We start from the raw sequence: 14,540 nt of genomic DNA, 5'->3' as shown, positions 1-14,540 counted from the left end.
AATGAGTAAAAAACGATTGCCCTTCGGAAAAGGCAACCGTTCTTAAGTATTTATTTTACAATTAAATTGTTCATATTCGCAAATGATTGAATCACTTTGGCTAGTTTGACCATTTGTGCCAAACGATTTCGCTTCAGTTTTTCATCATCCGCATGAACCATTGTGTGATCGAAATAATGAACGATCGGTGTTTTTAATGTATCTAGTGCCTCAAGTGCCAGGTTGTATTGTCCTGCTGCTACATGTTCCTTGACAGCTTTCTCTACTTGCTGATACGCCTCAAACAGCTTTTGCTCATGTTCATTTTCAAACAATTCAGGCTGAATCTCTGCGTCTTCCCCTTTTTTACTAATTGAAATGACGCGTCCCAATGCTTCAGCCGTTTCTTTGAAGCTTTCTTGTTTTACACTCTCTTCAAGAACAGCTGCTTTTTTGACGACTGCATATGGCTCAATATTTTCAACATCCAGCACTGCATCAACAACATCATGGCGAATATGCTCTGCTTGAAGAACATATTTTAAACGATGCGTTAAAAATTCAAATAGAGCAGCTTCATGTTCTGCCTTTACTTGAGCAAGTGCTAACAGCTCTTTAAATGAAATATTCCAATGACGGTCGAGCAGGATTTGAACGATACCGCTCGCTTGTCTTCTAAGTCCATAAGGGTCTTGAGAACCCGTTGGGATCACATCGATTGAGAAGAATGAACAAATAGAATCGAGCTTATCTGCTACGGCCACAATCGCACCAATTAAAGTGGATGGTGCCTCGTCACCAGCAAAGCGCGGCATATAGTGCTCGTTGATGCTTCTTGCCACTTCTTCATGTTCACCAAGAGCTCTTGCATATTTCTCACCCATGATTCCTTGTAATTCAGGGAATTCATAGACCATTTGAGTCACAAGGTCAAACTTCGAAATACTTGCTGCTCTCGCCACACGTTTAGTTGTTTCGTCATCTGCTCCGACATGAGCCGCTAGACGGGTTGCAATGTCTGTCACTCTCTTCAGCTTGTCGCCGATTGTTCCAAGTTTCTCATGGAATACCACTTTATCAAGCTTTTTAATATTGTCTTCAATCACTAGTTTTTCGTCTTCTTTATAGAAGAATGCAGCATCTGATAAACGTGCACGAAGTACTTTTTCATTCCCTCTTGCGACATTTTCCAGCGCATCACTGTTTCCGTTTCTGACTGTAATAAAGTGCGGTAATAATTCTCCTTGCTCATTTTTCACAGGGAAGTAGCGCTGATGCTCTTTCATTGTTGTCACCAATACTTCTTCCGGCAATGCAAGAAACTCCTCTTCAAAGGAACCAAACAGCACAGTTGGGTATTCTACAAGATCATTCACTTCTTCTAGAAGTTCAGGATCAACAGGAATGACCCAGCCTTTTTCTGAAGATAGCGCATTTAGCTGTTCAGTAATTAATTGTTTTCTTTTATCTGAGTCTGCAATCACAAATTGATCGCGCAATGTTTGTTCATAGGAAGCAGGTGTGTCAATGCTGGCTGTTGTTCCAAGGAAACGGTGTCCTCTTGTTTCACGGCCACTTTTCACACCAGCAATTTCAACAGGTACAATCTCTTGTCCAAATAAACAAACAATCCATTTAATCGGACGGATATAGCGTAAATCTTCGCTTCCCCATCTCATGTTCTTTGGAAAGCTTAATGAAGCAGCGATCTCACCTAACGCTGGCAGAAGGTCTTTGACTTGCTTACCTTCTTGAAACTTTTGGACATGGACATAATCCACTCCTTTGATCTCTTTGAAATAGAGATCATCTGTTGAAGCACCTTGGCCCCGGGCGAAGCCTTCAGCAGCTTTTGTCCAATTGCCTTCGGCATCTTGGGCAATCTTTTTAGCTGGGCCTTTTGCTTCTTCTTTGATGTCTTCTTGTTTTTCTGCGACACCTTTCACAAGTACAGCAAGACGTCTTGGTGAGTTGAATAAAGCAGTCTCTTCGAATGAAATATTTTGCGTTTCAAACCATGCTTTTACTTTCTCACCTAGCTGTTTTGTGCTCTCTGGCATGAAACGAGCCGGCATCTCTTCTAAGCCGATTTCAAGTAATACATCTTGTTTATTCATGAGAAGCCGCCTCCTCTTTTAGCATAGGGAATCCCAATTTTTCGCGTTCTTCATAATAGGTTTTGGCTACTTTTCTTGCTAACTGACGCACTCTTCCGATATAACCAGTTCGCTCAGTCACAGAAATAGCGCCCTTTGCATCAAGCAGGTTAAACGTATGAGAGCATTTGAGGACATAATCGTATGCCGGGTGAACAAGCCCTTTGTCCATTTGACTATGTGCTTCTTTCTCATAGGTTGTAAATAGCTCGAACAGCATGTCAGTATTAGATGTTTCAAATGTATAAACAGAGTGCTCATATTCAGCCATTAAGAATAAATCTCTGACCGTAAATCCGTCTGTCCATTCAAGATCGAAGACATTCTCTTTGTCCTGGATGTAAGAAGCAAGACGTTCAATACCGTATGTGATTTCAACAGAAACCGGCTTACATTCTAAGCCGCCGACTTGTTGGAAATACGTGAATTGTGTAATTTCCATCCCATCAAGCCATACTTCCCATCCAAGTCCTGCACAGCCAAGAGATGGATTTTCCCAGTTGTCTTCCACAAAACGAATATCATGTTTCAGCGGGTCAATGCCAAGTGCCTTCAATGATTCAAGATATAGTTCTTGAATATTGTCAGGTGATGGCTTAATGATCACTTGAAATTGATGATGCTGATACAATCTATTTGGGTTTTCTCCATATCTGCCATCAGCCGGGCGTCTTGAAGGCTCTACATATGCTACCTTCCATGGCTCTGGGCCGATGCTTCTGAGGAACGTGTATGGACTCATCGTTCCGGCACCTTTTTCTGTGTCATACGCCTGCATTAATACGCAGCCTTCATTTGACCAATGCTTTTGCAGCGTCAAAATCATGTCTTGAATATTCAATGATCGCACCTCCATCTTTTCTACACCAACCGCTATGTATGGCGGGTGGGATTAGAACCTTGTAAGAGAACACAAAAACTCCCGTCTCTATGCTCGCAAGGTTCTTTGCAAACATAGGGACGAGAGTTTTTCCCGCGGTTCCACCCTATTTGCTGGTGTCGTAGCATCCAGCCGCTTTGTTTTACGCTGCTCAAGAATGCCTTTCGTTACGCCTCCATCCTTAGCTCACACCGCCCTAAGGTCGCTTTTATGGATTTTACGTAAGTACTTCTTTCTGTCAATGCAACATATTTTATCTTAGATGATCTTACAAAAAGTCATGGGAGATGTCAACTTTTGTTTTCGTCACCCATTAGCTTTTTCATGGATTCCATCTGATTCATGAATTTTTTTGATTTTAAATAGAGGCCAGAATATTCGTCATAGTAGTGATCAAGCACTTGACGAATTTCTTGTTTCGTCTGCGGCTTCACATCAACCTGACCAAGCCTTGATAAATCAAAATAATGAAACAAACGGAGCAGCCTTGCAGCTGCGGGGGACAAGGGCAGTTTATATGGATCTTTCGAAAAACAATTTTGGCAAATGAAGCCGTTATCTCTTATCGAGAAATGGAACTGCCCTTCTTTTTGACCACAGTGAACACATTGATCAAGTTCAGGCTTCATCCCCATCACTGATAACATTTTAACCTCTACGATAAATAAAATAATATCAGCATCTGTGCCTTCGTTGAGATGACGCAGAGATTGAAGCAGAAGCTCAAACAAATAAGGGTTTGGCTTTTTTTCTTCTGTCCCTTTATCAATCAATTCCGTCATATATGCGGCATATGCGGTCAGAAATAAGTCTTCCCGAATGGCCCGCATACTTTCAATCATTTCGCCTTGCTGGAGCGTTCCAAGTCCTGTTGATGATTGGATAAGAAAGGTGCCGTATAAAAACGGCTGGCTTATGGCTGACAGGCGGCTGTTTGATTTTTTTGCGCCTCTTGCCATCACGCCAATTTTTCCATGTTCTCTTGTGAGCAGCGTGACAATTTTGTTTGTTTCGCCATAATCTGTTGTTCTAAGGACGATTCCTTCACTTTTAATGAGCATTTGTCTACACTCCGAGCGCTGGAGGGGGTCAAGAATTATAAGATTGGAAAATCAAATCGTGCTATTTCTTCTTCAAGTACATCGGGTCTTTCCAGGTTCTCCTTTTCTAACTCTTTGAAAAGCAGATACGTGTCAACGCTTCCTGTTTGTGAAAATACGTTCCATGTAAAATTCAACATAAAAACCCCACCTTTCTTTATTAGAAGCAGCAACGCTACATCCAACATATTAATTTTATCTTGACCAGGCTACCTCCATTTCATGATAAACAATTTTTACTAATCGAACCGCACCATTGTCAGATTTGCTGACAAATGCGCGATTTTTTAATATTCGTCTTCTCTAAATCCGAAGTCACGCAAGTGAGTGGATTTATTACGCCAGTCCTTCTGAACTTTGACCCAAAGCTCTAAATACACTTTTGAGCCTAGAAGTGCTTCAATATCTCTGCGCGCTTTTTGTCCCACTTCTTTTAACAAGCTACCTCGTTTACCAATGACGATCCCTTTTTGCGAATCACGTTCTACGACAATGGTTGCCGCGACATGGATCTTGCCATTTTCATCTGGCTTAATCGATTCAATCGCAACCGCAATACTGTGCGGAATCTCTTCTCTCGTTAAATGCAGCACTTTTTCACGAATTAATTCAGAAATAATAAACCGTTCTGGATGATCTGTTACTTGATCTGCCGGATAAAATTGAGGGCCCTCTGGAAGATAACCTTCAATCTGCTGAAGAAGCGTGTCGATATTGTTTCCTTCAAGAGCTGAAATTGGCACAATTTCCTTGAATGGATAACGTGTGCGGTATTCATCAATTAAAAGGAACAGTTCATCTGGATGAATTTGGTCAATTTTATTCACGACAAGGAACACCGGTGTAGATGTTTGCTTTAGTCGTTCAATGATGAATTCATCACCTTTGCCATAGCCTTCCTGTGCGTTGATCATAAATAAGATCAGGTCGACTTCCTTCAGTGTATTTTGAGCCACCCTCATCATAAAATCACCAAGCTTATGCTTAGGTTTATGAATCCCTGGTGTATCGATAAAGATCGTTTGTGATGTGTTCGTTGTCAGGACACCTTGCACTTTGTTTCGCGTCGTTTGGGGCTTATCGCTCATGATGGCGATCTTTTGTCCAATGACACGATTAAGAAAGGTTGATTTCCCTACATTTGGTCTTCCAATAATTGATACAAATCCTGATTTGAAGCTTTCGTTAGTCATTTAAATCCTCCGGTGAAAATGCGCCTGGCAATAGTTCGTTTACTGTTGTTTCGTATATATGTCCTTTTAAGTTCGTTAGAATCACTGGCATGTCAGGTGCACATAGCTCTGAAATGACCTGTCTGCATGCGCCGCACGGCGAAACAGGACGGTCTGTATCAGCCACCACTGCTAACATTTGAAAAGATGTAATGCCTTCTGAATAGGCTTTAAAAAGTGCTGTTCTTTCCGCACAATTACACATACCATATGCTGCATTTTCAATGTTGCAGCCGCCATACACTTTTCCATCATTCGACAGTAACGCTGCACCGACTTTGAATTTAGAATAGGGTACATATGCAAAATCTCTTGCTTTGATTGCTTCTGAAATCAACTCTTGTTTGTTCATTCCTAGTTCCCACTTTCAGAAGAAATGGTACCACTGTCACATTTATATTTTACATAATTCACGTGACATTTTCACGCCCATTTCTAAAAATGTTAATAAATAGTAATATTGTTCTATTGCATGATCTTCGGTAAGAAGATGATCAACCCAATCATAACCGAAATCGCGGCGTAAACGCAAACAGCGCCTGCCGCAGCGTCCTTCGCTCTCTCTGCAAGCGGGTGCCTTTCTTCTGTCATCAGATCCACTGTATGTTCAATGGCTGTATTGACAAGTTCAAGCGCAAACATCCCCCCACAAAGAAGAAGAACGATCAGCCATTCAAATGGGTCAATGCGGAACCAAAAGCCGCAGATCACCACGATGATGGCTGCGACTGTGTGAAATCGAAAATTCCGTTCATTCAAGAAAGTTCGCCATATTCCTCTAAATGCATAATAAAAACTCCGAAAAAAACGGGCGAGCGGCCTTCTTTTCTTACGATGATCTCGAAAGGCCATAATCATCCAAGATTTTTGTCTGTTTGGCGAACATTTCTTTTTCATCTTCCTCTGTCATATGATCATATCCGAGCAAATGAAGGAAGCCATGAATCGTTAAGAATCCAAGCTCTCTCATAAAGGAATGTCCATATTCCTCCGCCTGCTCTTTCGTTCGATCTACACTAATGATAATGTCACCAAGTACAGGCGGGATCTCATCCGCTCCAATGATTTCAATCTCCCCTTCTCCTTCTTCCTCAAGTGCAAAGGAGATCACATCTGTTGGCGCGTCTTTTCCGCGGTATTCTTTATTGATTTGATGAATCTCTTCATTCGAAACGATCGTCACTGATACTTCTGCTTGATCCTTAACCTCAAGTTCGTCTGCAGCAAACTGAAGAAGCTTTTCCACTTCTTCAAGCTGCTCTTTTGATACTTGTCCTGTTTCATCTATTAAATCGATTAACAATGTCATTTACTTCACCTTCTGCTTCGGGGCATCTGGATATTCAATCCGAGAATGGAAAATCCCCTTTAATGTTGTACAAATCGTTTGGCTAATAATATTTAATTCTTTAAATGTGAGGTCACATTCACTAAATTGCCCGTCCTGCATTTTATCTGAAATAATGCCTTTGACAAGCTTTTCAATCCGCTCTGGATTAGGATTATGCATGGAACGAACCGCCGCTTCAACGCTGTCAGCCACAGAAATAATCGCTGCTTCTTTTGATTGCGGCTTTGGACCAGGATAACGGAATTCTTCTTCTGTCACCTGATCATCACGCTCTTTTGCCTTATAGTAAAAGAACTTTAAAAGAGACTTTCCGTGATGCTGTTCTGCAATGTCGACAAGCTCTTCAGGAAACTTCTTTTCTCTCAGCATATCAGCGCCATCTGTCGTATGGGCAATAATAATATTTTTACTCAGCTGAGGAGAAAGCTTGTCATGCGGATTATCAATGTTCATTTGGTTTTCGATAAAGTATTGCGGTCTTTTCGTTTTCCCAATGTCATGATAATAAGCGCCGACCCTTGCTAAAAGACCGTTTGCGCCGACTGCTTCACATGCAGCATCCGCTAAATTTGCCACCATGACACTGTGATGATATGTACCTGGTGTCTCGGTTAAAATCTTTTTGAGCAGCGGATGATTAGGGTTGGATAATTCAATCAGTTTCATTGTTGAAAGAATGCCAAACATGCTCTCAAAAACAGGCATTAACCCAATGACCAAGATAGATGATGCAAACCCTGACACAATCGCCATCATGAGGTTTACACCGATTTCAAGCCCTGATGGTGAAGAGTTTTGGATCAGTGTAATGGATAAAACCACAAGCACATTCACCAAGGCCACCAAAAGCCCGGCCTGCAATATTTTTGATCTTGCATTATGTTTTCTTAAAAATAAAATACCCGCCATCCCGCTCATAAGGTAATAAGCGCAGATCACATAGTTAAAGACGCCGGTTACTCCTTGATTAAACATCATACTGCCGCAAAGAGCAAATACTAGACCGGAGAAGATCGCTAACCGCTCATTAATGAGCAGCTTAATCAGCATCGTGCCAAGTGCCACTGGCACAACATATCCTATCGTCGTATACTTCGTTTCCTGGAAGAGGCTGAACACTTCCATGATAATTAAAATAATCGTGAAAATAAGCGAGTAAAGCAGTAATGACTTATTCTTATGGACAAGCGATTTTTTCCTGGATTCAAGGGAATGAATAATCGCTGCTAAGAAAAGGCCAATTAATATGAAAAGACCAGTTACAGGCTTAAATAAATTTGAGCTGTTTAATAAGCCCGTCAGTTCTAATTTACGATAAACTTCTCGGTCGATGAGTTCTCCTTCTTCGACTAGAATTTGTCCTTGTTTGATTTGCACTGGCTGAATATTATCAGCGGCTTCCTGTCTTTTCTTCTCTGTTGCCACTGGGTCAAATACATAGTTTGGAATGATCGCAAATTCGCCGATCTCTTTCGCTGCATTTAAGTATTTTGACGGAATAGAATTATTTTTAAGCTCTGTTTTGACTTGTTTTTTCTCATCTTGTAATTTCGCGGCTGTGATTTCTTTACTCATCAGTGAATTCACCACTGTGATGATGGAATCCTTAGTAAATGAGAGATTTTCATCACTTGCCTGGAGCAGTGCTTTGATGGATTGATCCGAAACAGCCTCCTGCATATCTGTTGTGAGCTTTTCTTTGACACGCTTGACCATTTCTTGATCTGATGGCGCGTTCTCTTTATCATCAGCTGCTTTCTTCTCTTCTTTAATGGCTTCAAAGAGGGATGAGATGAGGTCTACGCGATTATCAGAATACGCTTTTTTGAGCGTATATTGATCCTCTACTTGATCTATTGCTTCTTGTTTCTTTTCTTCTGTCGCTTCTTGATCATCAACGGTTGACGGAGAATAGATGGTCTGTTCGCTCACAGAAAACAAATCTAAGTCGAGCGATTCAGGCTTTACATGGAAGAAGAGCACTACGAATAAAATGGCTGCTAAACCAGCGTACAGCAAAACATTTAAATAACGTGAGCGCTCCATTTTCTGAGGTTCTTTTTTAGACAGCAGTCTTTTGCGCTTACTGCCTTTTTGATTCTTTCTCAAGGAAAGTACCTCCTTTTTTACTTTAAACCACGATCGAAACAAAATGACCCGATGAAGACGATCGGGTCACTCAGTTCATTTTTGCTTTTCGTATGCGCCAATGATCTTCGCCACAAGCGGGTGTCTGACCACATCTGTCTGGTCTAATTCAATAAATGAGATGCCCTTGATCTCTGCAAGCATGTCCTTTGCAGCCGCAAGACCTGACTGCATGCCCTTTGGCAGATCAATCTGTGTAATATCTCCTGTAATGACCATTTTAGAGCCAAACCCAAGTCTCGTCAAAAACATTTTCATTTGGGCAGGTGTTGTATTCTGCGCTTCATCTAAAATAACAAATGCATCATCAAGCGTCCGGCCTCTCATATACGCAAGAGGCGCTATTTCAATCACGCCGCGCTCGATTAAACGTTCAGTATGATCACTGCCAAGCACATCATGCAAGGCATCATATAGTGGTCTTAAATAAGGATCTACCTTTTCCTTTAGATCACCTGGTAAAAAGCCAAGGCTCTCCCCTGCTTCAACAGCTGGTCTTGTCAGGATAATTCGTTTCACATGTCCATTTTTCAGTGAATGTACCGCATTGACGACTGCCAAATATGTCTTCCCTGTACCAGCAGGTCCAATTCCAAAGACCAGGTCATCTTTTTTCATCGCCGCAGCATATTCCCGCTGGCCGATTGTTTTCACCCTGATCGACTTTCCTTTGGCATTTTTCGTAATTTCATCTTCATACATATTTTCAAAATAATTCAGCTTGTCTTTTTGCGCCATTTTTATGGCATAGACGACATCTCGTTCAGAAATCTCAATTCCTTTACGAATAAGATGTAAAAGAGATGTGATCAAACGGCTTACTGTCTCTCTTGATGCTTCCTCTCCAGAAACATACACTTTTTCTCCACGCGTAATAATGGAGACGTTCAGCTCGTTTTCCATCAGTTTCAGATAAGAATCTTGATTGCCAAATAAAGCGATCGCTTCGTTTGGACTATCCAATTTTTGTTGAATCTCAAGTAAATGTTCTGTCATTCTCTAGTCTCCCTGAACAATAGGTGTTGGTTGAACAATATCTTCTATTACTTGGTAAAGGATGATTAACTTAACTTTACCATTCCCTGTTGTCTCGTGCAAAACTTTTTCACTTTTCACCTCTCCTGTTTGACCTAGCTTCTCTTCTAATTCTTTTTTACCCATTTTAATCCCTGCTTGAACCGCTTCTTTATTTGTGTATTCTCGATTTATTTTCTCACTTTCGCGTGTGATTTCCTTTTCATAAGAGAATGGGAGCTGCATGTTTAAGAAATGAAGCGGATGAACTTCTGTTTCTGTTTTTGGCTGCTTGAAATCATCCTTTTTAAAAGAAAAGCCCCAAAATGGCAGTGAGCCTCCAAATGCGGAGAGCTTGTGCTTTGTCTTCATTTTACCCGTAAAGACGTCAAAAGATGTTCGAAGAGGGACAGAAACTTCAGAACGATACCACGTTTCACCATAGATTTTTGCTTTGGCTCCTACCGTTTTCTGCTGATCTTCGCTGCCAATGACTCCAGAGACAAGCATCTGTCCTTTCTTTACATGTTCATCAACCGCGGCGAGTGGCTCGCCTTTTTCTACATACATTCTTGTGATGACAGCCTTTTTCTTGGCGACGATATGCTGAGGACTCGTGTATTTTTCTTTTTCGGGTTCATTTTTTTCCACAACTTTCATTTGAAAGGTTGTGCCGTTTAGTTCAACGCCGACCCATGTGATGCTTTGAATATTGGTTGTCAGGGATTTTTGAATTTTTTCAGGTGTTCCCATTAGAAACTGAAAACGTCCTTTTTGCACCCCAATGTCGTCTAAATGCTTTCTCATTTGATGTTCAGTTTCTGGATTGGCTCCTTTAATATCAATTTTCCATACCATGTTTGAAAGAGCCAATATCGTCAATAGAAAGCATACAATCCCAAGGGTAAATCCGATATTCTTCCTTGACCAAAGGAGTAGAAACGGAAAGCCCTTCTTTTGATGAAATGAACATGTCACGTCATGATGTCTGCGTACCTTTCTGAAGGCATGTACATCTGATAGGCGAATAAATAAGCGCACGCTGTCTTGACGGCGGCTCACTTGAAACATTGTGATCCCCTGCCTCGTGCACTCATTGATGAGACGCTCAATGCCGCTTCCTTTGATCTCCACTTCCACTCTGCCAATAAAATAGCCGAACCATTTATTCTTCACGCTTCTCCCCTCCGTCAGTTAAGAATCAATATAACGGACCTCATCGATTTTCCCTTCCAATAAAATCTCTTCTGGCAAAATCGTTTTTATCACAAAATCTTTCCCTGAAATAATGCATTGTCCCTGTTTGAGCATCAGCCTTACCTCTTGATCACTGAAAAGTAAAAGCCCTTTATGGTTCTCTATGTAAATGTGGAGTCTGCCAACCATCGTAATACGGGGAAGATCCATCATCACGTCTGGAGGGATTTCAAGCGTTCTTGTCAGCCATGCTTTAAGTCGATTTTTTCTTTTTCCCATTCAATAAGAACCCCTTCCCACCTCATGTGTATGAGATCAAACTGAAAGATGGTGAGACTGATGAGAAAGCCTCTATATCATCCTATTCCTCAGCGGTTCATATCATGCTAATGAATCCCGTAAAACAGCCTTTTCAACATTTTCTTTAAGAAAAATCGTTATCAGGCAAAAAAAGCCCCCTTTTTTCATAAAGGGGGCTTTCTTCTTTATCTTTTATATGGCCGTTTCATCGTTCTGTGCGGCTTTTTCGCGCGCGGCTCTCCAAATACTTCTCCAAGGATCATTCCTTGAACCATTGTATCTTGGTTCAGCTTCTCAATCATTTTTGGCCTCATTTCAGCAGATGCAGCCTTTGGCCTTGTCAGCTCTCTTTCAAGCGATTGGAACTCTTTGTTCAGCTCGTTTTTTCTTTCTTCCATTTCGGCAAGTGTAGCCGTATAGCGATCTTGTAAGGACTGAGATGTTTTTTTCTTCATCCCGCCATGATCATGTACATCGCCGAAATCGTCCAGCTGATCCGTCACGACTGGATCTGGACGTGTTTGCTTTGTTTGCTTCTGGGGCACCTGCTTACGCTGAGGAGCGGGCTTCTTTTGCTGATTCTGCTCTTCGTTCTCCTCTTGTTTGCCGATTTTCCCAAAGACGGCAGAGATGATACCGATGATAATCGCAATTAGTAGCGGATTTTCAAATAGAATGTCCAATGGGCTCCCTCCTTAAAGCGTGAGAGGATGCTTATTTGTTTTCATTATCAGATGGACCTTTTGTCATTTTACCAAATGAATCTCTCATATCCGTATCAGCATCGATATTTTTAATGTTCATGTAGTCCATGACACCAATATTGCCTTCACGTAATGCTTCAGCCATTGCAAGAGGTACTTCAGCCTCTGCTTCTACAACTTTCGCGCGCATTTCTTCAACTTTCGCGCGCATCTCTTGCTCTTGTGCAACAGCCATTGCGCGGCGTTCTTCTGCTTTCGCCTGTGCAATATTTTTGTCTGCTTCTGCTTGGTCTGTTTGCAGAATCGCCCCGATGTTCTTACCGATATCAACATCTGCGATATCAATCGAGAGAATTTCAAATGCAGTACCTGAATCTAATCCTTTACCAAGAACCGTTTGAGAAATCATATCAGGATTCTCAAGAACCTTTTTATGATTATCTGATGAACCGATTGTAGAGACAATCCCTTCACCTACACGGGCAATAATTGTTTCTTCCCCTGCACCACCGACAAGTCGGTCGATGTTTGCACGAACTGTAATACGTGCTTTTGCTTTGACTTCAATCCCGTCCATCGCAACACCAGAGATAAATGGTGTTTCAATGACTTTAGGGTTTACACTCATTTGAACTGCTTCTAGTACATCACGTCCTGCTAGGTCGATGGCTGCACAGCGAGCAAAGTTCAATTCGATATTCGCGCGTTGAGCTGCAATTAATGCGTTCACAACACGGTCCACGTTACCGCCTGCAAGATAGTGGCTCTCCAGCTGGTTAATCGTCACATCAAGACCTGCTTTATGTGCTTTGATGAGTGGGTTGACCACTCGGTTTGGAATGACTCGGCGCAGTCTCATTCCTACAAGTGTAAAAATGCTCACTTTTACGCCAGCCGCTAGGGCAGAAATCCACAGCATCACCGGTACAAAGGTGAAAAAGATCGATAGAACAATCAAACCTGCTGCGATAATCACAAATAATAGTAAAGTAGATGGATCCATTTTATTCCTCCTCTAAAATCAGTATATCTATACTTTCCTCACGACAATGCGTGAGCCTTCCGCTTTCACAATTTTTACTTGTTCATCCTTATCGATAAAGGCACCTTCTGACACAACATCAATGCGCTCATCTCCGAATACGATCGTACCAGATGGACGAAGTGCAGTTGCTGTCACTGCGATTTGTCCAACAAGATCTTCTCTTGTTTCATTTGAGACATAACCGCTTTCCTTATTGGTTGAATCGGTTAAAATGAACTTTTTAAAGAATTTCATACGTTTCCCCAACACCTTTGTCAATAAAATAACTGCTATGATTGAAACAGCAGTGGCAATCAAGATGGAAATCGCCATTTCTGTAAAGCTTCCAGCTGCTAAAAATAAGCTGACAACGACACAGATCAGTCCAATGACACCTACGATTCCCCCTGGCAAAAACAATTCCAGAATGATGAGTGCAATCCCTGCCAAAAACAGGAACAACGTCTCATATCCTGCAAAACCTGCCACGAGATGACCATAAAAGAATAAAAGAAGCGCTGTCACTCCCATGGTGCCAGGGACCCCAAAGCCAGGAGAATAGAGCTCAACAATTAACCCTAAACTTGCAATGGATAAAAGGATCGGAATGACAATTGGGTGCGTAAGAAAACGCGCAACCTTTTCAGCAAAGCTCACTTCATCGTATTGAACAGAAGCATCTGTTAATTTCAGCTTCTGAAGCAAGTCATCCATATTTTTTGCTTCACCTTCTGCATACCCGAATTGAAGCGCCCGATCTGTGTTAAAGGTGAGCAATTCCCCTTTTGGTGCACCAGCTTCTTTTGCGTCTATATCTACATCCGCCATGGCAAGAGCATACTTTGGATCACGCCCCTGCTTTTCGGCAGCATCACTCATTTCAGCAAGCCATAGAGATTCAGATTTTTGATCGGCAGCATTGCCTTCTCCATCAATGATCGCAGCAGCCCCCATCTTTCCATTCGGGGTCATATAAATCTGATCGGCATTTAGCGCGATGAAGGCCCCGGCTGAAAGCGCTCTATGATTGACAAACGCTGTCACTGGGATATCGGAAGCGCGAATGGTATCTGCGATCTCAAGCGCTGCATCGACTGCACCACCTGGTGTATTGATGTCGAGAATAATATGCTTCGCTCGTTCCGCCTTTGCCTGCTCAAACGATCGTTCAATGAATTTAGAAAGTCCTTTTTCTACTGTATCTTCAATTGGGATAACATGAACTTTCTGATCTGCTGATTTCGCGGTCAATTGAACCCCTAATAACAAGCATATTATAAAACAACTGAAGAGAGCAATAGAAATTTTTATTTTTTTCATCTATTTGATGATCCCTCCTCTCTTTCTTCCATTTTACTGTTCCTTTACATACGTTACAAATGTATCATAGGTTTCATTTTTATATGACAGAATCATGAGGGCATAAAAAAAGTACCCTTCTAACAATAGAAGGAT

The 14,540-nt window shown here is 41.6% G+C and carries 15 protein-coding genes; all 15 read right to left on the bottom strand.

Going from position 1 to position 14,540, the window contains the following annotated elements:
• Window positions 1–50: 50 nt before the first annotated feature.
• Complete coding sequence (gene glyS, locus V6Z54_RS14625; protein WP_073979121.1) at window positions 51–2,096, bottom strand: glycine--tRNA ligase subunit beta; 2,046 nt, start codon at window positions 2,094–2,096, stop codon at window positions 51–53.
• Entirely contained in the window at window positions 2,089–2,976 is an 888-nt protein-coding gene (gene glyQ / locus V6Z54_RS14620) for a glycine--tRNA ligase subunit alpha (protein ID WP_012010611.1), read from the bottom strand. Before glyQ ends, glyS begins: the two co-directional genes overlap by 8 nt.
• Before the next feature lie 329 nt (window positions 2,977–3,305).
• Window positions 3,306–4,076, bottom strand: a complete 771-nt coding sequence (recO, locus tag V6Z54_RS14615; RefSeq protein WP_047202320.1) for a DNA repair protein RecO — start codon at window positions 4,074–4,076, stop codon at window positions 3,306–3,308.
• A gap of 35 nt (window positions 4,077–4,111) precedes the next feature.
• A complete protein-coding gene (locus tag V6Z54_RS14610; RefSeq protein WP_003217288.1) occupies window positions 4,112–4,255 on the bottom strand; it encodes a YqzL family protein in 144 nt (47 codons plus the stop codon).
• 147 nt (window positions 4,256–4,402) lie between these two features.
• Entirely contained in the window at window positions 4,403–5,308 is a 906-nt protein-coding gene (era, locus tag V6Z54_RS14605) for a GTPase Era (protein ID WP_007501305.1), read from the bottom strand.
• Window positions 5,301–5,699 (bottom strand): cytidine deaminase, encoded by a 399-nt coding sequence (locus V6Z54_RS14600; RefSeq protein WP_008356263.1) that lies wholly within the window; start codon window positions 5,697–5,699, stop codon window positions 5,301–5,303. Before V6Z54_RS14600 ends, era begins: the two co-directional genes overlap by 8 nt.
• A 113-nt stretch (window positions 5,700–5,812) precedes the next feature.
• A complete protein-coding gene (locus V6Z54_RS14595) occupies window positions 5,813–6,199 on the bottom strand; it encodes a diacylglycerol kinase family protein (RefSeq protein ID WP_024423020.1) in 387 nt (128 codons plus the stop codon).
• Window positions 6,177–6,656, bottom strand: coding sequence for an rRNA maturation RNase YbeY (gene ybeY / locus V6Z54_RS14590; RefSeq protein ID WP_041086242.1), 480 nt, complete (start codon window positions 6,654–6,656; stop codon window positions 6,177–6,179). The genes V6Z54_RS14595 and ybeY overlap by 23 nt, the downstream gene beginning before the upstream one ends.
• Window positions 6,657–8,744, bottom strand: coding sequence for an HD family phosphohydrolase (locus tag V6Z54_RS14585; protein ID WP_338527978.1), 2,088 nt, complete (start codon window positions 8,742–8,744; stop codon window positions 6,657–6,659).
• 138 nt (window positions 8,745–8,882) lie between these two features.
• Window positions 8,883–9,842: a PhoH family protein gene (locus tag V6Z54_RS14580; protein ID WP_060697380.1), complete on the bottom strand. Its 960-nt coding sequence runs from the start codon at window positions 9,840–9,842 to the stop codon at window positions 8,883–8,885.
• Window positions 9,843–9,845: 3 nt separating this feature from the next.
• The gene (yqfD, locus tag V6Z54_RS14575; RefSeq protein ID WP_338527447.1) at window positions 9,846–11,036 is read right to left on the bottom strand and encodes a sporulation protein YqfD; all 1,191 of its coding nucleotides are present in this window, start codon (window positions 11,034–11,036) and stop codon (window positions 9,846–9,848) included.
• An 18-nt stretch (window positions 11,037–11,054) separates the two neighbouring features.
• Window positions 11,055–11,336, bottom strand: a complete 282-nt coding sequence (yqfC, locus tag V6Z54_RS14570) for a sporulation protein YqfC (RefSeq protein WP_012010618.1) — start codon at window positions 11,334–11,336, stop codon at window positions 11,055–11,057.
• A 206-nt stretch (window positions 11,337–11,542) separates the two neighbouring features.
• The gene (locus tag V6Z54_RS14565; protein ID WP_041086251.1) at window positions 11,543–12,040 is read right to left on the bottom strand and encodes a hypothetical protein; all 498 of its coding nucleotides are present in this window, start codon (window positions 12,038–12,040) and stop codon (window positions 11,543–11,545) included.
• A gap of 31 nt (window positions 12,041–12,071) precedes the next feature.
• Window positions 12,072–13,064 (bottom strand): flotillin-like protein FloA, encoded by a 993-nt coding sequence (floA, locus tag V6Z54_RS14560; protein ID WP_024423026.1) that lies wholly within the window; start codon window positions 13,062–13,064, stop codon window positions 12,072–12,074.
• A 27-nt stretch (window positions 13,065–13,091) separates the two neighbouring features.
• A complete protein-coding gene (locus tag V6Z54_RS14555; RefSeq protein ID WP_058839062.1) occupies window positions 13,092–14,405 on the bottom strand; it encodes a nodulation protein NfeD in 1,314 nt (437 codons plus the stop codon).
• Between the last annotated feature and the right edge of the window lie 135 nt (window positions 14,406–14,540).

The organism is Bacillus sp. MAG717A, from assembly GCF_036884855.1.
GTDB classification, from domain to species: domain Bacteria; phylum Bacillota; class Bacilli; order Bacillales; family Bacillaceae; genus Bacillus; species Bacillus safensis.
Note: the sequence above shows the minus strand (reverse complement) of the source record. Positions and strands in the feature narration are given on the sequence as shown.

Bases quoted from the DNA above. Each gene is read 5' to 3' on its own strand.
- glyS (WP_073979121.1), bottom strand. From the start codon at position 2,096: ATGAATAAACAAGATGTATTACTTGAAATCGGCTTAGAAGAGATGCCG.
- recO (WP_047202320.1), bottom strand. From the start codon at position 4,076: ATGCTCATTAAAAGTGAAGGAATCGTCCTTAGAACAACAGATTATGGC.
- V6Z54_RS14610 (WP_003217288.1), bottom strand. From the start codon at position 4,255: ATGTTGAATTTTACATGGAACGTATTTTCACAAACAGGAAGCGTTGAC.
- era (WP_007501305.1), bottom strand. From the start codon at position 5,308: ATGACTAACGAAAGCTTCAAATCAGGATTTGTATCAATTATTGGAAGA.
- V6Z54_RS14600 (WP_008356263.1), bottom strand. From the start codon at position 5,699: ATGAACAAACAAGAGTTGATTTCAGAAGCAATCAAAGCAAGAGATTTT.
- V6Z54_RS14595 (WP_024423020.1), bottom strand. From the start codon at position 6,199: ATGGCCTTTCGAGATCATCGTAAGAAAAGAAGGCCGCTCGCCCGTTTT.
- ybeY (WP_041086242.1), bottom strand. From the start codon at position 6,656: ATGACATTGTTAATCGATTTAATAGATGAAACAGGACAAGTATCAAAA.
- V6Z54_RS14585 (WP_338527978.1), bottom strand. From the start codon at position 8,744: ATGGAGCGCTCACGTTATTTAAATGTTTTGCTGTACGCTGGTTTAGCA.
- V6Z54_RS14580 (WP_060697380.1), bottom strand. From the start codon at position 9,842: ATGACAGAACATTTACTTGAGATTCAACAAAAATTGGATAGTCCAAAC.
- yqfC (WP_012010618.1), bottom strand. From the start codon at position 11,336: ATGGGAAAAAGAAAAAATCGACTTAAAGCATGGCTGACAAGAACGCTT.
- floA (WP_024423026.1), bottom strand. From the start codon at position 13,064: ATGGATCCATCTACTTTACTATTATTTGTGATTATCGCAGCAGGTTTG.
- V6Z54_RS14555 (WP_058839062.1), bottom strand. From the start codon at position 14,405: ATGAAAAAAATAAAAATTTCTATTGCTCTCTTCAGTTGTTTTATAATA.